Origin of the sequence: Deinococcus actinosclerus, from assembly GCF_001507665.1 — a bacterium.
In the GTDB taxonomy this organism is placed as follows: domain Bacteria; phylum Deinococcota; class Deinococci; order Deinococcales; family Deinococcaceae; genus Deinococcus; species Deinococcus actinosclerus.
In genome coordinates this window covers 2,067,950-2,086,704 of sequence record NZ_CP013910.1, presented here as the reverse complement: position 1 = coordinate 2,086,704, position 18,755 = coordinate 2,067,950, and the positions used below count along the sequence as shown (strand labels likewise).

Below are 18,755 nucleotides of genomic sequence, written 5' to 3'. Positions count from 1 at the left end.
AAACGAATTAAAGTGTGCGTATGACCACCACGCCCCTCACCCCGCACGGCCTGCACCACGTCACCGCCGTCACCGCGGACGCCCGCGGGAACCTCTGCTATTACACCCAGACCCTCGGCCTGCGCCTCGTGAAGAAGACCGTCAACCAGGACGACGTCACCGCCTACCACCTCTTCTATGCCGACCGCGACGGCACCCCCGGCAGCGACCTCACCTTCTTCCAGTGGGACGTGCCCCGCGAACAGCCCGGCAACCACAGCGTCAGCCGCACCAGCCTGCGCGTCCCGGAAGGCACCCTGAGCTGGTGGCAGGCCCACCTGACCGCCAGCGGCACCCCCGTCACCAGCGTCACCCGCCACGGCCGCGCCCACCTCGACTTCAGCGACCCCGAAGGCCAGCGCCTCAGTCTCGTCGAGGGCGGCCCGGCCGGCACCCCCTGGGAGGGCAGCCCCGTCCCGGCAGACAAACAGATCCTGGGCCTGGGCCCCAGCGAACTCACCCTCCCGAACCTGTTCCCCACCACCCGCGTCCTCGAACGCGCCTACCACCTCACGCCCGCCGGCACCTACCCCGACCCGGAACAGCCCAGCCGCACCATCCACGTATACGCCATGCAGGACGGCGGCCCACACGCCGAACTGCACCTGCGCATCGACCCGACCCTGCCCCCCGCCCGGCCCGGTGCGGGCGGCGTGCACCACATCGCCCTGCGCGTGCAGGACGACCAGTACCACGACTGGAACGCCCACCTGAGCAGCCTCGGCCTGCGCACCAGCGGCGAGGTCGACCGCCACTGGTTCCACAGCATCTACTACCGCGAACCGCAGGGCATCCTGATCGAACTCGCCACCGACGGGCCCGGCTTCGCCGTGGACGAGCACCCCGACCACCTGGGCGAAACCCTGGTGCTCGCCCCGTTCCTCGAACCGCACCGCGCGCAGATCGAGGCGGGCCTCACCCCGCTGACCTGAACGCATCACGAAACGCCGCCCCGGTCAATCGGGGCGGCGTCGTGTGCCTGACGGTTTACAGCGTGCAGTCGGCGACGGGAAGGGCCTGGACGCTCTGCACCACGTTGGAGACCGTGCCGTCCGAGGACTGCGCCTGCACGTCCACGAAGGTCGCGCCCTTGACCGTGAAGGTGTTCACGGGCGTCACGACAATCGCCTGGCTGCTCAGGCCCGTGCGGGTCATGCTCAGGGGCGCCGTGTTCGGGCCGACCACGAACTCGAAAGTCGAGGGCCGCGCGGAGTACAGGTCGCCCAGGTTGGAGGAGTACACGGTGCGCGTCGCGCCGGTGTCGCGGCCGACCAGACGCGCGCCGACCATGTTGATGGTGCCGTCCCAGGTCAGGTCGACGCTCAGGCGCGTGTTCAGGTTGTCGCAGATGATCGACGTGCCCCGGGGATACGTGACGCCCGTCGTCGTGTCCCGGTAATCCGTCGGCAGGGTGTACTGACTCTGATAGGCGCTGAGTTGAAGGTTCCGGACCGGATCGGACGGTTGCACCACGACCGTACCGCCGCAACTCGCCAGAAGACCCGTGAGACCCACTGCCGCCAGGACAATCTTTTTCATGCCTCTCACTCTGCCTGTCGAAACTGACGGTCTTGTGATGGTCACCTGAAGCCGCATGAACAATGAAGAAACCCCCCGGTCCACGGGGGGGTTCATGAAGGGCCGGTTTCAGCGCGTCAGGGGCTGAGCCGTGCCGCTGAGGGTGCAGCTGCTGTACACACTGATGTTGCCGATGTATGGCCCGAGATTTTTGCTGGTGATGGTGAAGGTGGAGCCGCTGGTCGTGGAGACCGTCAGGTTGGCGTAAAACTGCCCGACGTTGTTGGCATCATTGACGGTCACATCGCGGGGCGAGCGGAGTGTGGGGTTCACGATGATGCTGGCGGGCAGCAGGTCATTGGTGGCGGACTGGAAGTCAAAGATGGCCTGATAGTCGCCGGCACTGTTCTTGCGCAGATCGGAGGCGGCGATCGTCTGCGTTTTGGTCTGCCCAGTACGGACGCCGACGAGGCTCACGTCCACTGTCGACAGGTTGCCGGCGGCACTGAAGGTCACGACGACCTGCGTATTCGTGGCACGGCCATCGGTCGGGTTGGTGATCCGGTCGCATCCCACGTATTTGGTGGGATTCGAGCCGGCTACTTTGTATTCGGTCGTGACCGAGCGCATCACGGCGTTCGTGCCGTCTGGTGCGCCGCCGAATGAACCGCATCCCGCCAGGAGGCCTGTGAGCCCGCCTGCTGCCAGCATCAGTTTCTTCATGACTCTCACTGTGTGGGGTGCGTGCGGCCCCCGGGTGACAGCGGCTTCATGTGATGTGGAGGATTTCTTGGGGTTCAAATGATGCGGTACTCACTGTTGACCCTGTGACTACCTCATGTTCGCCTGGTGTAAGGGGAGTGTAAATTCACTTTGATACATTACTCATACTTCGTACAGAACTCGTTCTGGCGGAGAGATGCGATGATCCCCGTACTGTATCCGGGCACCTGGTACGTGGTGAGCAAGTGGTGCGACCGGCTTTTCGTCACGCTGCCGTTCCCTGTGAACGGAGCCTATTCCCTGACTTGGATGGCCTGTGGCCGTCCAGAGGAGTTCTGATGCGTTCACTGACTGCTGTTGCTCTGCTCGCCGCGCTGTCCTTCGGCCCCGCCTTCGCCGCCGCCTCCACCCCGGTGGATTACGACACCGCCACCGTGCTCGGCGAGACTGCCGATGTCGGCACCTTCGGTCAAGCGCTCTCGTTCAACGTGGCCGCCGGCAGCGTTGACCTGAGCGTCATGAAGCCCGGCGAGACGTACACCGTGACCATTCCCGTGGTGAACACCACGGACCGTGACATCACCGTGTCCCTCGAAAACGTCGCGCTCACGAGCGGCAGTGATTCCGTGGCGTCCACGGTGGTCAGTGACGACGTGACCATCACGCCCGGCGGGACGCAGAACCTGACCATCAAGGTCACCACGAGCGCGGCGGCTGATGTGGTGGCGGGCAGCAAGATCACGCTCAAGTACGACGTCCTGGGCGTCAGCAGCTACTGATCGACGGGTGTCAGGGGGCCTGAGTCGGGTCCGCCGGCCCCCTGACAACTGAGGTGGAGCCGCAGGGGCGCAGGGTGACGTTCGGTCATCCCGCGCCTCTCTGGTATTCGGCCCGGTACGGGCAGGGAGTGAGACATGGGGAAGCGGAGACAGAGCCGGCGTGGGCTGGCCGTGACGCTGGGAGCGCTGCTGTCGCTTCACGGCGTGGGGGGCGCGCAGATCATGGCGCCGCAGGTGACGATCACGCCGGGGCAGGTGCCGTCGGTGGCGGTCGCGCAGGAGGTGCTGGTGCAGCCGGCGCGGGTCGAGGCGCGTCTGGGGGTGGGGTTCAGCACCGCGACCCTGACCTTCTCGCTGCTCAGCCCGGTGTCGACCGAGGTGTTTCTGCGCAGCCCGGACGCCCGGCTGGTGGTGCGGGGCGAACCCGGCAGCCCGGTCCGGTTGACGGCGTTCACGGCGCAGACGGTCAGCGTGCTGGCCCTGGCCGCCCACACCGGCGCTCTGGAGGTGCTGAACCGGGAGGGCCGCGTGATCGGGCACGTGCCGTACGTGGTCGGTGAGGCCAAGCAGGTGAATCAGGGACTGTCCCTGAACTACTCGCCCAGCAGTGACCGCCTGGGCCTGAGTTACGCCCTCAGCGGGGTGCAGCAGTCCATCTTCGATCCGCGCTGGTCGGCGGGCGTAAACCTCAGCGTGAATACCGGGACCGGGAAGGTCACCGGTGGCGTGAGCCTGAACGTGTCGTGGTGAGTCCCGGCGCGCTGCGGCGCCCCGCCCTGAAGGCGACGTGCGGGTGGCCGTGGGCCTGAGCTGAGGGGCGCTGGGACGCTGGCCGATCCACCACGGCGCTGAAGGTGGCCCTCAGAAGCCCAGCGCGCGCTGGGCCAGCCACACACCGCCGGTCGCGGTGATCAGCGTGGCGGCGACCCGCAGGCTGGTCCGGGTGACGTGCGGGCGGGCGGCGCGGCGCAGCAGGTGCAGCGCGGCGCCGGCGGCGAGCAGGATGCACAGCTGCCCGAGTTCCACGCCGACGTTGAAGGCCGCGAGCGACCACGCCACCGCCTGTGGCGGGAGGGTCTGTTCGCGCAGCACGCTGGCGAAGCCGAACCCGTGGATCAGGCCGAACCCGAAGGCCAGTGCGGCGCGCGGGTCGCGGGTCGCCCCGATGCCCTCGGGGGCCGCGCGGCGCAGGATGCGCAGGTCGTGCAGGCCGACCACGACGATGCTCAGGGCAATCACGCTCTCCACCAGCCGGCTGGGAAGCTGCACGACGTTTAGCGTGGCGAGGGCCAGCGTGACGCTGTGCGCGGCGGTGAACGCCGTGATGATCCTGACCTGCGTGCGGGGGCGGCCGCCGAGCAGCACGAGCGCCAGCACGAACAGGATGTGATCCGGGCCGATGAAGATGTGCCGCACCCCTTCGCGGATGAAGGTCAGGACGACCGCCGTGGTGGCCTCGCGCGGGGCATCCAGCGCGGCGGTGGTCTGGGTGCGGTCCAGGGCGTACTGCCCGGCGAGGCTCTGGCCGCGGTACAGGTTCAGGAAGGTCTTGTGCAGGGTGTCGTCGGGGAAGAGGTTGCTCTGCACGGTGACGGCGCCGCGCGCGGCGGGGGCGGTCAGGATGACCGTGACGTTCTCCCCGGCGGCGCGGGCAGCGGTGACGGTCAGGGGGAGGCTCCGCGTGCCGGCCCGGATGTGCAGCCGCGCAGTCACCAGCCGCGCGAGGGCCTGCGTGACGGGCGACGACAGGGGCGCTGCCTGGAGGCTGGCGGTGGTCGTCCCGGCGGGCAGCGCTCCTGGGTCGTGCGTGAGGGCGGCGCTGGGCAGCGTGACGGTCAGCTGCGTGGCGTTCAGGTTCAGGCGCACGTCCACCTGACTGAACGTGAGGCTGTGCGCGCCCGCCGCGCCGCTCAGCGCCAGCAGGGTCACGAGCAGGCAGCGCAGACCCAGCTGGCGCAGGGCGCCCCTCATGACCGCCCGGTCGTGAACTGCACGGTCAGGCGGGTCAGGTCGGCGCTGCGGGTCTGCCCGGTCACCCGGTCGGTCAGGGTGCCGCCGGGCTTCAGGAAGATGTTCGCCACCCGCTGCGTCTTCGCGGGCGCGTAGGAGTTCGTGTAGCTGAGGGTATGTACTCCGCTGCGCTGCGTTCGGGGAGCGGTGGCAAAGATCTTGAGGGTGTCACTGCCCAGCTTCAGGTTCCCCAGGGGTGGCACCTGCACGTCCCGCAGCGTCCAGCGGGCGCGGGTGCCGTCCAGTGTCAGGCTCTGCGCGGCCAGGACCCGCGTGGCGTACGCGCCGGCCTCGGTGGCCGTGACCGTTCCGTTGCGGTCGGCGTCCAGGCTGCCCGTGACGCTCGCGGCGACGGCGCTGCCGGGCGTGATGTCCAGTTCCAGTTCCACCCCCGCAGGCGTCAGGGTGAGGTACGCGCCCTGCACCACCTCGTCCACCGGGTGGGCCTCGGCGGCGCCCAGCAGGGCCAGCAGCAGCGGCACGGGGCGAATCCTCATGTTATTTCGTCCAGGCCGCGCCGTAGTCGTTGCTGGGGTCGCGGTACATGTTATGGAGGTGGTTCGTGGCGTCCCCGCCCATGCTCTGCGGGGAGAACTCGATGATCGCGGTGGGGGCGCTCACGCGGTAGTACGCGGCCGAGCCGTTCGTGGGCCCGTACCACGCGAAGGTGGTCTTGGCGAGGTTCTTGCGGATGTCGGTCATCCTGGCTTTCAGATCGTCGGCGTTCAGGATGCCCAGCCGGTCCTGGATGAGCTTCAGCAGCGCCGTCTGCTGCGCGGCCGTCATCGCGGAGGCGCTCAGGCCCTCGGGTTGCAGGGTCTTGCCGTCCTGCCCTGGTCCGAGTACGAGGTCGATGCTCTGGGTGCTGACGACCGCCCTGGCCTTCTGCGCGGCGCTCAGGCTGCCCAGCAGGGCGCTGGCGTCCCGGATCTCCTGCGGGACCTTCTCGATCACGGTGGTCGTCTTCCCGCTCGCCGTGCTGCGGATGGGCTGCCCGCCCGTCAGGCTGGGGGACAGCGTGACGTTCTTCCCGGCGACGGTGGCGTTGATCGCCAGGTGATGCCCGCCGAACTGGAGGGTCCACGCGCCCGTCGTGCTGGGTGTGCCCAGGAACGACACGTAGTACTCGTCACTGCCGAAGATCAGCGCGCCACCGGGACCGCCGCGCCCGGCCGGGGCCTGACCGGTGGGGGACTGCCCCGTTGCTCCCTGGGGTGCGCCCCCCTGCGCGCCTGCGCTGGCACTCTCGGCTTTCAGGATGTCGTCGGCGGCCATCTGCTGCTGAACCATCTTCAGGCCGTCCGGGGACAGCACGGTGCCCAGCAGGGCGGTCAGGGCGGCGCGCTGCGTGGCGTTCAGGTCGCCCCAGCGCAGGCCCTTACGCTGAAAGATGCCGGTGGGAAAGTTCGACCAGCGCTGGCGCTGCGCGCTGTCCGTGAAGGCGAAGGCCACGCTCTGGCGCTGCGCGGCGCTCAGCGTTCCCAGGAACGCCCGGGCGGCCGTCACGATCTGCTGCGTCTGGGCGTCCGTGCTGCCGTTCACTGTGCTCACGGTGGGGGTGCCTGCACTGCCGGCGCTGGCGGTCATCAGGGAGAGGCTCAGGGTGACCGCGCCAAGGGCGGCCGTCAGGGGAATCCAGGTGGGTGATTTCACGTGTGTCTCCTCCAGGCGGCGTGCGGCTGCCTGTGAGACGCATCACACCTGACCCCGTTTAAGGGAAGGTTAAGACCTGCGTGAAAAACCCCCGCGTGGGGCGGGGGCACACAGCGGAGCCGGCTGAGGTTACAGCGTGCAGGTGGCGTACACGGGCAGCGCTACCGTGCTGGCGAGCGGCACGGCGCTGCGGGTACGGTTGATGACGATGTCCGTTTTCAGGGTCTGGATGGGCGCGCCCCCCACCGTCACGGCCGCCACGGTGTTCACGGCCGAGTTGACTGTCAGGGCGCCGGTGCTGCGGCGGGTCAGGGGCAGCTTGTACTCGCCGTCCTTGTCACCCTTGAGCAGGTAGTTCCCGGCGACGTCGGTGGTGCTGACGATCTTCCCGGCCTCGTCTTTCAGATTCACGCGGACGTTCTGGATGGTGCCGCCCGCCGCGAGGCCGATCACGATCTGCGTGCCGCTGTCCACGCCGCCGACGGCGTTGCACAGGACGGGCGCGCCCGCGCTGGTGTGGCTGGTCGTGACGCTCAGGAGTTTTTCGCTGCCGTCGCTGCCGCCCAGCGCGGTACCGCAGGACGCGAGGACGACAGGAGTGGCCAGTGCGGCGAGAATCACTTTCTTCATGCGGTTCACTTTCGCGCCTGAGCCCCCCATTAACATGATGGTTCCCTGAGAACCCGCAGAGGAGGACCCTCAAGCAGATGAACGCCGCCCCGCGCGGATGAACGGGGCGGCGCGCCGGTCAACCGGCCTCAGGCCAGCGCCAGCGGGGCACTCAGGGCCGCCGCCTCCGGGTTCAGGTTCGGCAACTCCGGCAGGTCGTTGCCCTGCGCGTCGATCAGCCTGGCGTACATCATGTGCGGCGTGGCGTGCTCGATGCGCGCGCGGTGAACCCCCGGGCCCGTCACGCCCACCGCCTTGGGCACCACCGTGGGGTGATTGCCGCGCGTGTGCCCCTCCAGAAACCCGGAGTCGTGCGCGTCCCCGCGCAGCAGCAGTTCCTGCACGGTGCCGACCTTCGCGGTGTTCTTGCGGGCGCTCCACTCCTTCTGTCTGGCAATCAGCCGGGCCAGCCGCTCGGTCTTCACCTCGCGCGGCAGGTCGTCGAAGTGCTTGTAACTTGGTGTCCCGGGGCGGGGGGAGTACGCGAACATGTACGCGCTGTCGAAGCCGACCTCGTCGTACAGACTCAGCGTCTCCTGGAAGTCCTCCTCGGTCTCGCCGGGGAAGCCCACGATGATGTCCGTCGCCAGCACCGCGTGCGGCAGGTGCCTGCGGATGTCCGCCACGTGCCGCAGGTAATCCTCGCGGGTGTACTCGCGCGCCATGCGCCTCAGCACGCGGCTGCTCCCACTCTGCACCGGCAGGTGCACGTACTCGCAGATCGCGGGCGTCTCCGCCATGGCCGCCGCCACATCCTCCGTGAAATTCATCGGGTGGCTCGTCGTGAACTTCACGCGCCGCACCCCACTGCGCCCCACCAGCCGCAGCAGGTTCGCGAAACTCGGATACCCGCCCAGCCGCGCGCCCTGATCCACGCCGTACGCGTTCACGTTCTGCCCCAGCAGCGTCACCTCCTGCACGCCCGCCACCAGCAGCGAATCCAGTTCCCGCAGGATGTCGTCCGGATGACGGCTCACCTGCGGCCCGCGCGTCGTCGGCACGATGCAGTACGTGCAGTGGTGGTCACACCCCCGCATGATCGTCAGGTGCGCCTGCAACTGCCCGACCGGAGCAGGCGGCACGTGGTCGTGCAGCTCATCCCGGAACGCCAGACCCCAGAAGCGCTCGTTGCTCTCCAGCGCCTTCCCGATCTCCAGCAGGCTCCCGGGGCCCAGCAGCACGTCCACGCCGAACTTCCGGGCCATCTGCTGCCCTTCCTCCAGCTGCGCGAGGCAACCCATCATGCCGATCACCAGGGGGCGGCGGGCCTTGATCTTGCGCAGGTCGCCCAGCAGACTGCGGACCTTCTCGACGGGTTTCCCGCGAATGGCGCAGGTGTTCAGCAGCACGAAATCGGCCACGTCCACGCTGTCCACGATGTCCGCCCCGAAACTCACGAGTTGCGACTGCACCAGATGCGTGTCGTACTCGTTCATCTGGCACCCGTAGGTGACTATGTGGGCACGCACTTTATACGTCTCCCAGGTTGTATTTCCAGAACCACATGCGGGCGATTCTAGCGACCACCACGCACCTGGAATGTCACAGCGCCGCCTTCGCTCAGCAAGACCGTGATCCCGGCGGCGCGCAGCGTTTCGCCGAGGGGTAGGCTGCCCAGCTTGTCCGAGAGGGCTGCCTGCCAGGCCTGCACGTCCAGCGGGGCGGCCGCCGCAGGTGCCGCGCGCAACTTTGCCCGGGCCTCATCGATGCGCCGGCGTTCGCTGGCTAGCTCCTCCGGCGTGATGGCTCCGGCTCGCAGCGCGCCCTTCCAGCGTTCCCACTCGGCGTCCAGCCGGGCCAGTGCTTCACCCTGCACCGGGCCGCGCGGGGCAGGTGTCTGCACGGCCCGCAGGACCGCATCCGCATCCCCTGCCAGTTGCCGCAGCGCCTGGTGCACGACGTCGTGGACCTCCTCGATGCGGTAGTACGTCCAGTGCGTGCAGTTGGCGCCCTCGACCTTCAGGGTGCCCCGGCAGTAGTAGTACCGGAGCTTGCCCCCACTCTTGAGATGCTGGACGCCTGTAGACGTAATCACGTGCCCGCAGGCGCCACACCGCGCCACGCCCTGTAACTCGTACACGTGCGCCTGCGACCCCGCCCGGCCCTGATTACGGAAGCGTCCCTGTATGACCGCGTTCACGCGGTACCACTGCTCTGGCGTGACCAGGGCCTCGACCTGCAGAGTCAGGCGCTCACCCTTCCGGCCATACTCGTACACGCCCCGGTACAGCGGGTTCTGCACCAGCTTCAGGATCGTGCTTTTCCCCCAACGCGGTCGCCCGGCAGGGGAGGGCACCCCATGTGCCTCGAGGGCCCACATGACCTGATTGGAACCCTGTGTTTCCAGCTGGTCGAAGATCCAGCGCACCCACCGGGCCTGCTCCTCGAGCACCTGGCCGTTCCGCCATCCGTACGCGCTGATCGGCGTGACTGGCTGCCCCGCGCGCACCTTGGCCAGCTTCCCGCTGTACATGCGCTTGGTGATGCGCCGACGCTCCTGATCGGCGATCACCGCGCGGATCCCGAAGCCCAGCGCGGACGAGTCGTCTTCCAGGTCCAGCGCACCTTCCCCGGCGCTGTACACCTTCAGGCCGGCGTCCTGCAGGGCGCCCAGCATGGCGTAGGAGAGAGGTACGTCCCGCGCCAGCCGGTCTTGCACGCCGAGGATCACGGCGCTGTACGCCGGGGCGTCTTGCAGAAGCTGCTGGAACTGCACGCGGTCGCTGGAGACGCCCGTGATCTGGTCGACATACACCCGCGCCACTTGGAGGCCCAGGCGCGCGGCGTAGGCGCGGCACTCGTGCTCCTGGGCGGCAAGGCCGAAACGGTCCTCACCGGCCTGAGGCTTGCTGGATACTCGAAGGTACATTGCGGCGGGTAGTGCAGTCACAGTGATCCTCACTTGAGGCAACGATAAGGAATAAGTGCCGTTATACTCTGGTGTGCTCTACACTATGTTGTTCGGAATCATAATTGTGGCTTCTTTGTTGTGGATGGGTAGAAAAGCATCTTTAATGTTTAAAATCCTTGTGTCGTTGTTTGGCATAGTATGGATTTCATTTTCATCAATATTTATCTTTATTGACTATAAAGCTAAAAAAGAAATTGCCCGTGCTATGGCCAGTGCTGAGAAAATTGGACCTCTTCGATATTCAAAGATACTCAGCCTTCCAGATAATGAAGATGAGGGTAGGTTTGACTTATCCGTGAATGCACTTGGTACTTTTGAAATTCAAGATAGTGAAAGCAACGAGCTAGAGATGAGGGATAAATACAGAGACATTAATATTTCAATCGGGATTTATAATTTAAATTCGGGCAATATGCCAAACTTGATGTACGACAGAGTGACTGAAGTGAGAAGATATAGTAATAGGGATATTCAAATCTCCGAAACTAGAAATGGCGCCCGGAGCTCACAAACTACTCGCTTTAACTTTGAATCATTTGAGAGAATTGAAGGTTTGGCCAGGATTAGATGTCTTGGAACAACTGAACGCGTGGAGAACATAAAAACAATCGAAGAGACTTGCAACACGATAAAAGTAAAAAAATCTATTTAATTACTATGGTCAACCACACTTGACTTTGACTGCGATGCATTATTGATAACGGCATAAGTTCGAGTCCATCAAATGTTGAGGCAGGTCGATGTACCGAACCCGCTGCCAGGCCTTCACCAGCTTCGCTTTCAGCATGCCCACTGAGCGGGCACAGAAGTTCCCCAGCACATTCCGCTTCACGTACGCCCACACCAGCTCGATCGGATTCAACTCTGGAGCGTAAGGCGGCAAAAACACCAGCGACAGGCGTTCGTGGAGATCCACGAACGCCTGAGTTGCCTTCGCTCGGTGAATGCCCGCGTTGTCCAGCACCACCACGATCTCCCCCTGCGCATGGCGCAACAGATGCTGGAAGAACCGGATGACGTCCCCACTCCGGATCGCCCCAGGCTTCGTGTGCTGGAAGAATCGACCGTCCGAGGTGATCGCCCCGATGGTCGAGAGTTTTTCCCAGTTGGCCGGGAGTGTGACCAGGGGCGTGACGCCCCTGGTCGACCACGTTCGTCTTCGCACGCCTTTCAGCGAGAAGCCAACCTCATCCAGGTACACCAGGGTTGCGCCCTGCGCGACCTTTTTTTCCCAACTCCGGAGCCACCTGTTCTTTCCAGGACGCGATCCGGAGTTCATTACGTTCTGCTGCCCGTCCATCCGGCATCTGGGGCGTGAACCCCAGCTGACGAAGAATTCTCCGGACGTGATCGGGGTGGTACCACACGTCGAAGTGCCGCCCGATCAGGTCTGCGACTCGTCTGGTGCTCCAGGTCGGATCAGGGAAGCCGTGGTGCAGCGCACCCTCCCGCAGGAGGGTGCGGACCTGTTCGAGCTGGGCGGCGGTGAGTCGGGATGGGCGTCCTGTCGTCACCGTTGCCTGGAGACTGCCGGTGCGCTTCAGGCGTTTCTTCCAGTTACTGACGGTGTGGACGGACACGCCAAAGTGATCGGCAATCGCCTGCTGTGAATGCTGGCCCCCTTGAAGCCAGGGGGTCGCCGCCAGTCGGCGTTCCTCCAGCTGCGCCCGGGAGTACTTGGATGGATGCCATTCAGCCACACCTCCAGCATACCAGCTCGTATTTACGTCGCTATCAATAAGCCCCCGCCCCCCAAGCGCGACACGTCCACGCCCACCCCGGCCGGGCCCTTCTACTGGCCCGTGGACCTGTCCCGCGTCCGGATCGGCCCCAGATTCATGGGGCACGCCGCGCTGGGCACGTACCGCAGCGGCTACGGCTACCACACCGGGATCGACTTCCTGGGCCCGCTGGGCCTGAAGGTCGTGGCGATGGCTGACGGTGTGGTCGTCAGCAGCACCCCGCCCGCCAGCGCCTCCGGGTATGGCCACAACGTCGTGATCTACCACGCGCAGCTGGGCCTCTACACGCGGTCCTCGCACCTGTACGCCCGGGACGTCAAAGAAGGCCAGCGCGTCACGGCCGGCCAGCAGATCGGCCGCATGGGCACCAGCGGCACCGACAACGTGCACCTGCACTTCGACGTGATCAAGCTCGCCCTGCCCAACCCGCGCTTCAACCCGCACAACCCCGCGACCGGCGGCGTGGCCCGTCCGCTCGCTGGGCTGGATCCCGTCGAGGATGCCCTGACCCGCAAGTACTTCTCGGATCCGCTGGCCTTCCTGAACGGCCGCAGCGCTCTGAACCCCACGACCCAGAAGGTGGTGCACGCATGAACAACCGCACGGAAGAGATCATCCTGACGACCCTGGCCGCCTACGGCCTCCTGAAACTCCTCGAGGGCCTGATCCCCACCCGTCCCCGCCAGACCGTTTTGGTGGTCGACGCGGACACGGCCAGGGAACTCTTGGACGACGAGACCGAGACGGACTGACGTGGCCGGCCGCGGGTACCTGAACATGCTCGTCTGCGGCTCGTCCGGCAGCGGCAAGAGCCACTGGGTCGACCAGGATCTCCTGCCTGCCCTGGAAGGCCGCGCCCGGCACCTCGTGATGATCAACACCACCGAGGAGCTGTCCCGCCACTGCGCGCACCGCGAGTACGTGGGTGAAGAGCAGCAGCAGCGCGAGTACGACGTCGAAGGCCTCGCGGGCCTCATCCGGCATCACAAGCGCGTGTTCTTCGAAGTCGCGCCCGGTGAGAACTGCAAGCGCTTCCTGGACACCCTGGGCCGCGCCCTGTGGCTCCTGGGCCAGTACAACACCAGCGTCACGGAGTGCCTGGTCGTGTACGACGAGACGCACCTGTTCCTGGCGAAGAAGAGCATGCCGGCCGCCATGGCCCGCCTGGAAACCGAGGGCCGCAAGTTCGGGTTCGACCTCGTGAAGATCACGCAGACGCTACAGAGCACCACCGGCGAAACCCTGTCGCACCTGGCCATCAAGCAGGTGAACGTCCTGGTCGTGTTCAACATGACCGACTTCAACGACCGGAGGCGCATCCAGTCGCTCTTCCCGTCCATCCCGGATCCGGAAACGTTCGCGCGGCCGGATGACGGGCAGGCCCTGGAGTACGCCGTGCGGGACAGCAAGCGCGGCCGCACGGTCGTGATCCGCCGGGACGGACAGGGCGGGCGCGTGGCGATCGCCGCGTAAAGGAGACCCCATGAACCAGGAAGTCATGAAACAGATCTGGGCGCAGGTGACGGCCCTTGCCCGTGAGGGCGTCGCGCACGCCTGGAACGCCCTGCCCGGCGTGGACGGGCAGGAGCGGGAAGCGTTCGCGCTGGATCTCGCCATGCCCCGCATTGAGGCGGTGGATCACGCCCTGCCGGTCATCGGCCGGTACATGGATCTGCCGGTCGTCGACTGGGCAGAGCGGGAAGCGGTGCGGCAACTCATTCGCGCGCTGATCCGCCGTGAATACGCCGCTGTGCGCATCGAATCTCTCAAGGAGCAGGCATGAAAAAGGAACAGTGGCTCAGTAAACCGGACGGCAACATCATCGAAACCCTCACGGATCCGCGCGTGCTGGCGACTGCCGCCGGCGCGGCCGTGGGCGCCGTGATCGAGAAGCAACTGTGGACCGGCATGCGCGACACGTTCGGCATCGCCAGCCTGCAGGGCGGTCAGCTGAAGTTCTTCGCGCCGGACGCGGACGGCAAGGCCGGTGCGGAAGCCCCGCAACTGGGCACCAACCGCCAGCTCGCCCGCCTCGGCCTGGTTGTGGGTTCCGTGGCAGGCATCGAGTACGTGCCGAACGGCAACGCCCAGTACGCCTTCCTGGGGATTGCGGCCGTGGCGGTCGCTCACATCCTGCAGGACCTCTTCCCGGCCATCCGCTGACCTTCAAGGAGACGTGACCCATGCGTAAAACCAGCATCACCAGCCAGAGCAATCCCAGCGTCGTCGCCCTCACCGCGAACGTGGCGAACGTCGCCACGCCCTACGCGAAGATCACCGTGCCCCGCGGCGCCATGTACCGCCTGCACAACCGCAACGACGTGCGCGACCGCAGCGTGCAGGGCACCTACATCATCCTGGACCTGCGCGACGCGGCCGGCAACAAGATCAGCGGCGCCTCCCGCGTCCTGATCGGCACGCGCGGCCCGGCCGACGAGTTCCCCAAGTTCCACCGCGCACTGCCTTACAGCATCTGGCGTGACCTGAGCACCCAGGATCAGCGCAACGAGGACTTCAAGGCCACCATCATCAGCCAGAGTGACCTGAACACCAACCTGGGCATTGAGATCCCCGAAGGGCACCAGCTGCTGATCCACGTCGAGGGCCCTGACGTGGTGGACACCACGAAGTCGTTCTTCCAGATCGACTTCGAGGAGCTGAACTGATGACGGGCGCCTACCCCTTCCAGGTGCTGGGGAACGCCATGCGCATCACGCTCACCGCGGACCGCTTCACGCCCGGTCAGCAGGTCCTGGGCCTGCTGACCGGGCGTGAAGCGGTCCGCTGGGGCACCTGCTGCTCTTCAAGGGGGGTGAGCCCTTCCGCTTCTACCTGCAGGGCCGCCACGAGGTGGGCGTAGCGGGCGGCACCGCGGCCGGCCCCTACGTGGTGGATCTGGCGGCCGCCGGGCACAGCTTGGTCCGCTCCCCCCGCCCCGCCGCGGCGTTCCCCACGACCGGCCACCCGGACGTGCAGGCCTACACCAGCGCGGACGGCGGCACGACCTGGCTGCCCGCGGCCGTGACGGCCGTTGACTGGAACGCCGGCACCGTCACGGTCGACCGGCCCGGGAACGCCACGCGCGTGGCCGTCTACTTCACGACCGGCAACGGTGAATTCGAACTGCGCGTGGTGCGCCCCCTGGGCAGCGACGTGTCCAGCGCGAAACTCTTCGGCGGCGCGCTGCGCAGCATCAACGAGACGAACCAGGTGAACGCCCGCAGCGCCCCCACCTTCGGCAGTGACGGCCGCGAGTACCCGCTGCCCCCGCAGTTCCGCCTGGAACTCGCCGTGCGCAGCACCACGCCCATCCCCTTCGACCGGTACGCCCGGCACGAGCTGAGCCTGCCACTTTTTGACACGCCCATCCGCGTGCTCGACGCCGCGCGCCTGAACGCGGAGGCGGAACTGAAGCTGCGCGGCGGGACGCTCTGAGCGCGTGGACTTCGGCACGAACTACCAGCGAACCGCCGCGTATGACACGCAGGCGGCCGCGGTGCACGCCAGCAGCACGATCAGCTCTGGCACCCCAGGAGGGCCCATGGAATGGTTAGCCGCTGTGGGGGCACTCGCCAGCCCCGTCGCCAGCATCGTCGATTCGTTCACCGGGACCGGCAAGGCCAAAGCGGAGGCGGCCGAAGCCGCAGCCAACGCGCAGACGGCCGCCATCCAGGCTCAGATCGAGCATGAACGCCTGCAGGCGAAGACCACCCAGCAGACCCTGACCTACGGGCTACTGGCAGTGGGCATCGTCGCCCTCGGCGTCATCGCGTACCGGGTGGTGGCCTGATGCGCCGCCCCGTCCTGGCCGTGGCGCTTCTGGGCGTCCTGGCGACCGGCGGGGTGGCGCTGGCGCTGACCCTGCGCCGGCCCCAGGTGGCCGCGGGCGGGACGGGCGCGCCGGTCACGCTGCCTGGGAAGGCCGACGCCTCCCTGCCACCCGTGCAGGTGGGTGTGGCCACCGGGTACGCCCCCAGTGTCCTGATCGACACCGGCCCGGTCGATTACTCCTACATCGGCCCCGGCTGGGCGTACGCCGGCGTGAAGAAGGACTGGTGACCATGAAGGACGGAACGGCCATGCTTGCCGTCAGTGTTTCCCTGGGGGCGCTGCTGCTCGTGGGTGCAGGCGTGGGCGGGTACCTGCTGCTCAAACCCCGCCTGAGTTCTCCGGGCAGCCCCAGCGCCACCACGTCCGGCACGCCTGCCACCGGCGTTCCTTCCCTGCCGATCGGCAACGGCGTGGTTGCCCCCATCGGCCCCAGCGCGTCGGACATCTTCGCCGCGCAGGAAGCCGAACGGAAACGGCAGGAGGAGTGGCGCCGTGCGGACAAGATCCGTGAACTCGACCAGGCGCTTTCCGAGGCGCAGAACGAGATCAAGCGGCTCACCGATCAGCTCAACAGCATCGACGCGGCGCCCATGTCCCAGGAGCACATCCAGGCGTGGTCCGCCAAGCACATGCAGAGCTGCTACGACGCCTACACCTTCGGATTCGGCTGCAACAAGCGAAACGACCTCAGTGAAGGCTGGGACGTCAAGGCCAAGGCCGACTGGGACCAGAAGATGGCCGCGCAGAAACGCCCCATCCTGACCCGCCTGAGCGAACTGAACACCAAGCAGCAGAACCTCATCGCCAACCTGGCTCAGCTGGGCGTGACGAAGCAGCCCTTCACCGTGAGGACGACATGACCAAGAAGTTCACCCCCACCATGCTCCTGCTCGCCGGCGCCGCTGTGGCCATGGCGGCCGCCGGGGCCGCGGTGCTGATGCGTCCGGATCCGCTCGCCGGGTACGGCACGGATCTGGGCACCCCCGGTAATCCCATCCCGAATCCCAGTGGATTCTGGGATCTCGTGCCGGACTTCGGCCTGCACAACAATCTCGTCAGCGGCAGTTATACCAGCGTCTGGGACCGCTGGGTGAACAGCATTGCGCCGCCCATGCCGCTCGCGCCCCGCCCGGGCGGCCTGTACGGCGAACGCTACAGCGACCGCTATACCTACGACACACCCGCAGGCACGGGTGCGGCCACCACCAGCAGCGGCTTCACACCGTCCGGCAACACCGGCACGAGCTCCGGATCCTTCGGCGTCTCCGCTGGCAGTCTCTACGGGCGGGGGAACTGATGCGCACGGCCGTGTCCCTGGCGCTGCTGCTGGGCGTGCTGGGTGCCGGCACGGCCGGCGCGGCGTACCTGCTGCAGCGGCGCACGTCCCCGGCTGCAGCGCCGAGTCCTGGTGCGCCCAGCACGGCCACTCCCAGCCCACTCCCTACGAGCCCGGCCGCTCCAAGCGTTCCTGTGCTCCCGCCAGCGTCCAGCGTGCCGACCCGTCCGCCGGTGACGACCATGCCCGTGGCGCCCGCGCCCACCGTGCTGGCACCTAGTGTCATCTCTCCCATCACGGACGTGTGGCAGCGGGCCGGGAGCACGAACCCCCTGCAGTACGCCTCGGACAGCATCATTTCGCGGCTGAAAGACCAGAAGCAGCAGTGGCCCGGCGGCACACCCCCCTGGATCTTCGACGAACGCAACCCCCTTCCCCTCCTGGACAGGTGACCCCATGAAAGAACTCACTGGCACACAACTGATCCGGCAGGGCGCCTTCACGGCCGTTGGCACGCTTCTCGTGTACGGCGTGGTGCTGAGCGCCGTCCGGTTCGCAGAATCCCGCCGCCCCAAATCGACCGGGTGCGGCTGCGGGTGCGGCGGCTCGAAGTAATTCACCCCAGGAGCCCCATGCAACGACCCGCAGGCCTGCTCATCATCGCCGTCACTGTCATCATGCTCGCCCTCGCCGGCAACAGCATCTGGCGTAATGCCCCCCTCGACAACACCTGGAGCCTTTTCCTGGGCGGTGTGATCACCGCTGTCCTGGGCGTCCCGGAAGTCCTGGCGCGGCGCAAGGAACAGAGCCCCCCTGAAGGAGACAAGGAATGATCACCACCATCGTTCTCACCCTCGTGTACGCCGTGCTGCTGGCCTACTGCGCCCGCAGCGTCCTCTTCGTGCTGTCCGGCACGGCCCGCAACTACATCGAGTGGAGTCAGGGCCTGGGCGGCTTCCTGTACCTGGTCGCGGTCATCACGCACTACGTCACCCCAGCCGCGGAGTTCAACTGGGTGATCGGCAGTGTCGGCTTCGCTCTGGTCGTCCTGCCGGACGTCCTGCACTGGCTCGCGCCGCGCCTGTACCAGCGCCTCACGGAGCGCTGCTGATGTTCCCCGACTTCACCAAATACATCCCCATGCTGCAGAGCGGCCTGGACGACATGAAGAATTGCCTGGCGCACCTCTACGCGGAAGCGAAAGCCACCCGTGAGGCCACGCAGGCGCAGCAGCGCGCCCTGGCGTTCGAGTTCGGCGTGATGGACGTGCAGGACACCTCCCGCGTTGCGCCGCGGCGCCTCACGCAACTGCCTGTGATCGTCGAGGCCGAAACGGCCGACCGCAAGGAGATCGACGTCGAGGGATTGAACCAGGGCCGCGCCGTCAGCCGAGGCTTCTACGCGAACCTGGGTGACGGGCCGTTCAAGGTCACCCTGATGGGGCTGGGTGGGCAGGCCAGCACCAGTCACACCGTGCCGCCCGGCACCACGATCAGCCTCACCTGCCTGATCAGCAAGGTGATCATCGACGTCGTGGACGGCGAACCCGCGAAGTACCAGCTGTACATGCAGTAAAGGAGAACCGACTTGTCTCTCAAACGACC

Annotated in this window: 29 protein-coding genes and 1 riboswitch; of the genes, 20 read left to right on the top strand and 9 right to left on the bottom strand. The window is 66.6% G+C overall.

Annotation, left to right across the window (positions count from 1 at the left end; translation table 11 throughout):
- Positions 1-20: 20 nt before the first annotated feature.
- Positions 21-971, top strand: a complete 951-nt coding sequence (locus tag AUC44_RS10095; RefSeq protein WP_062158513.1) for a ring-cleaving dioxygenase — start codon at positions 21-23, stop codon at positions 969-971.
- Positions 972-1,026: 55 nt separating this feature from the next.
- Here AUC44_RS10095 and AUC44_RS10090 read toward each other — a convergent pair whose 3' ends face one another.
- Positions 1,027-1,578: a hypothetical protein gene (locus AUC44_RS10090; protein WP_157445308.1), complete on the bottom strand. Its 552-nt coding sequence runs from the start codon at positions 1,576-1,578 to the stop codon at positions 1,027-1,029.
- A gap of 108 nt (positions 1,579-1,686) precedes the next feature.
- Positions 1,687-2,280: a hypothetical protein gene (locus AUC44_RS10085; RefSeq protein ID WP_062158511.1), complete on the bottom strand. Its 594-nt coding sequence runs from the start codon at positions 2,278-2,280 to the stop codon at positions 1,687-1,689.
- Between the two features lie 185 nt (positions 2,281-2,465).
- A riboswitch (cyclic di-GMP riboswitch) is annotated at positions 2,466-2,549 on the top strand.
- Between the two features lie 69 nt (positions 2,550-2,618).
- On the opposite strand from AUC44_RS10085, the gene AUC44_RS10080 reads away from it, so the two are divergent.
- A complete protein-coding gene (locus AUC44_RS10080; RefSeq protein WP_062158510.1) occupies positions 2,619-3,059 on the top strand; it encodes a hypothetical protein in 441 nt (146 codons plus the stop codon).
- 135 nt (positions 3,060-3,194) lie between these two features.
- Complete coding sequence (locus tag AUC44_RS10075) at positions 3,195-3,809, top strand: hypothetical protein (protein ID WP_157445306.1); 615 nt, start codon at positions 3,195-3,197, stop codon at positions 3,807-3,809.
- A gap of 111 nt (positions 3,810-3,920) precedes the next feature.
- Here the strand turns inward: AUC44_RS10075 and AUC44_RS10070 are convergent, their stop codons facing one another.
- The 6 genes from AUC44_RS10070 to AUC44_RS10045 form a co-directional block, all read right to left on the bottom strand.
- Positions 3,921-5,030 (bottom strand): HupE/UreJ family protein, encoded by a 1,110-nt coding sequence (locus AUC44_RS10070; protein WP_062158508.1) that lies wholly within the window; start codon positions 5,028-5,030, stop codon positions 3,921-3,923.
- Positions 5,027-5,566 carry a hypothetical protein gene (locus AUC44_RS10065; RefSeq protein ID WP_157445305.1) on the bottom strand — a complete coding sequence of 180 codons (540 nt, stop codon included), beginning with the start codon at positions 5,564-5,566 and terminating at the stop codon, positions 5,027-5,029. Before AUC44_RS10065 ends, AUC44_RS10070 begins: the two co-directional genes overlap by 4 nt.
- Before the next feature lies 1 nt (position 5,567).
- Complete coding sequence (locus AUC44_RS10060) at positions 5,568-6,722, bottom strand: DUF3500 domain-containing protein (RefSeq protein WP_157445303.1); 1,155 nt, start codon at positions 6,720-6,722, stop codon at positions 5,568-5,570.
- Positions 6,723-6,851: 129 nt separating this feature from the next.
- Entirely contained in the window at positions 6,852-7,352 is a 501-nt protein-coding gene (locus tag AUC44_RS10055; protein WP_157445302.1) for a hypothetical protein, read from the bottom strand.
- A 128-nt stretch (positions 7,353-7,480) separates the two neighbouring features.
- A complete protein-coding gene (gene miaB / locus AUC44_RS10050; RefSeq protein WP_062158504.1) occupies positions 7,481-8,860 on the bottom strand; it encodes a tRNA (N6-isopentenyl adenosine(37)-C2)-methylthiotransferase MiaB in 1,380 nt (459 codons plus the stop codon).
- A 47-nt stretch (positions 8,861-8,907) separates the two neighbouring features.
- A complete protein-coding gene (locus AUC44_RS10045) occupies positions 8,908-10,260 on the bottom strand; it encodes a recombinase family protein (protein ID WP_062158503.1) in 1,353 nt (450 codons plus the stop codon).
- 73 nt (positions 10,261-10,333) lie between these two features.
- Here AUC44_RS10045 and AUC44_RS16550 point away from each other — a divergent pair, with 73 nt between their 5' ends.
- The gene (locus AUC44_RS16550; protein WP_157445301.1) at positions 10,334-10,954 is read left to right on the top strand and encodes a hypothetical protein; all 621 of its coding nucleotides are present in this window, start codon (positions 10,334-10,336) and stop codon (positions 10,952-10,954) included.
- Between the two features lie 39 nt (positions 10,955-10,993).
- On the opposite strand, the gene AUC44_RS16830 is transcribed toward AUC44_RS16550, so the two are convergent.
- Positions 10,994-12,002, bottom strand: a protein-coding gene (locus AUC44_RS16830) for an IS630 family transposase (protein WP_197408525.1) whose coding sequence is annotated in 2 segments (ribosomal slippage) — positions 10,994-11,533 and positions 11,535-12,002 — 1,008 coding nt in all. Because the reading frame shifts where the segments join, the coding sequence is not laid out codon by codon here.
- 102 nt (positions 12,003-12,104) lie between these two features.
- Here AUC44_RS16830 and AUC44_RS10035 point away from each other — a divergent pair.
- The 16 genes from AUC44_RS10035 to AUC44_RS09965 all read left to right on the top strand — a co-directional run bounded on the left by AUC44_RS10035 (position 12,105) and on the right by AUC44_RS09965 (position 18,726).
- On the top strand, positions 12,105-12,638 hold the full coding sequence (locus AUC44_RS10035; RefSeq protein ID WP_062158502.1) for a M23 family metallopeptidase: 534 nt from the start codon (positions 12,105-12,107) through the stop codon (positions 12,636-12,638).
- Positions 12,635-12,796 (top strand): hypothetical protein, encoded by a 162-nt coding sequence (locus AUC44_RS16545; RefSeq protein WP_157445299.1) that lies wholly within the window; start codon positions 12,635-12,637, stop codon positions 12,794-12,796. Before AUC44_RS10035 ends, AUC44_RS16545 begins: the two co-directional genes overlap by 4 nt.
- A gap of 1 nt (position 12,797) precedes the next feature.
- Positions 12,798-13,517: an ATP-binding protein gene (locus tag AUC44_RS10030; RefSeq protein ID WP_062158501.1), complete on the top strand. Its 720-nt coding sequence runs from the start codon at positions 12,798-12,800 to the stop codon at positions 13,515-13,517.
- Positions 13,518-13,542: 25 nt separating this feature from the next.
- Positions 13,543-13,827, top strand: a complete 285-nt coding sequence (locus AUC44_RS10025; RefSeq protein WP_197408529.1) for a hypothetical protein — start codon at positions 13,543-13,545, stop codon at positions 13,825-13,827.
- Positions 13,824-14,207 carry a hypothetical protein gene (locus AUC44_RS10020; protein ID WP_062158499.1) on the top strand — a complete coding sequence of 128 codons (384 nt, stop codon included), beginning with the start codon at positions 13,824-13,826 and terminating at the stop codon, positions 14,205-14,207. The genes AUC44_RS10025 and AUC44_RS10020 overlap by 4 nt, the downstream gene beginning before the upstream one ends.
- A 20-nt stretch (positions 14,208-14,227) precedes the next feature.
- A complete protein-coding gene (locus tag AUC44_RS10015; protein ID WP_062158498.1) occupies positions 14,228-14,710 on the top strand; it encodes a hypothetical protein in 483 nt (160 codons plus the stop codon).
- Between the two features lie 250 nt (positions 14,711-14,960).
- A complete protein-coding gene (locus AUC44_RS10005; protein WP_157445298.1) occupies positions 14,961-15,479 on the top strand; it encodes a hypothetical protein in 519 nt (172 codons plus the stop codon).
- Positions 15,480-15,585: 106 nt separating this feature from the next.
- Positions 15,586-15,834 carry a hypothetical protein gene (locus tag AUC44_RS10000; protein ID WP_157445297.1) on the top strand — a complete coding sequence of 83 codons (249 nt, stop codon included), beginning with the start codon at positions 15,586-15,588 and terminating at the stop codon, positions 15,832-15,834.
- Positions 15,834-16,103, top strand: a complete 270-nt coding sequence (locus tag AUC44_RS09995) for a hypothetical protein (RefSeq protein ID WP_062158494.1) — start codon at positions 15,834-15,836, stop codon at positions 16,101-16,103. Before AUC44_RS10000 ends, AUC44_RS09995 begins: the two co-directional genes overlap by 1 nt.
- 2 nt (positions 16,104-16,105) lie before the next feature.
- Entirely contained in the window at positions 16,106-16,735 is a 630-nt protein-coding gene (locus AUC44_RS09990; protein WP_062158493.1) for a hypothetical protein, read from the top strand.
- A complete protein-coding gene (locus tag AUC44_RS09985) occupies positions 16,732-17,172 on the top strand; it encodes a hypothetical protein (RefSeq protein ID WP_062158492.1) in 441 nt (146 codons plus the stop codon). Before AUC44_RS09990 ends, AUC44_RS09985 begins: the two co-directional genes overlap by 4 nt.
- A gap of 194 nt (positions 17,173-17,366) precedes the next feature.
- Complete coding sequence (locus AUC44_RS09980; protein WP_157445295.1) at positions 17,367-17,603, top strand: hypothetical protein; 237 nt, start codon at positions 17,367-17,369, stop codon at positions 17,601-17,603.
- A 4-nt stretch (positions 17,604-17,607) separates the two neighbouring features.
- A complete protein-coding gene (locus AUC44_RS16540) occupies positions 17,608-17,766 on the top strand; it encodes a hypothetical protein (RefSeq protein WP_157445294.1) in 159 nt (52 codons plus the stop codon).
- A gap of 17 nt (positions 17,767-17,783) precedes the next feature.
- Positions 17,784-17,984 carry a hypothetical protein gene (locus tag AUC44_RS09975; RefSeq protein ID WP_062158490.1) on the top strand — a complete coding sequence of 67 codons (201 nt, stop codon included), beginning with the start codon at positions 17,784-17,786 and terminating at the stop codon, positions 17,982-17,984.
- Entirely contained in the window at positions 17,981-18,262 is a 282-nt protein-coding gene (locus AUC44_RS09970; RefSeq protein ID WP_062158489.1) for a hypothetical protein, read from the top strand. The genes AUC44_RS09975 and AUC44_RS09970 overlap by 4 nt, the downstream gene beginning before the upstream one ends.
- On the top strand, positions 18,262-18,726 hold the full coding sequence (locus tag AUC44_RS09965) for a hypothetical protein (RefSeq protein WP_062158488.1): 465 nt from the start codon (positions 18,262-18,264) through the stop codon (positions 18,724-18,726). Before AUC44_RS09970 ends, AUC44_RS09965 begins: the two co-directional genes overlap by 1 nt.
- Positions 18,727-18,755 lie beyond the last annotated feature (29 nt).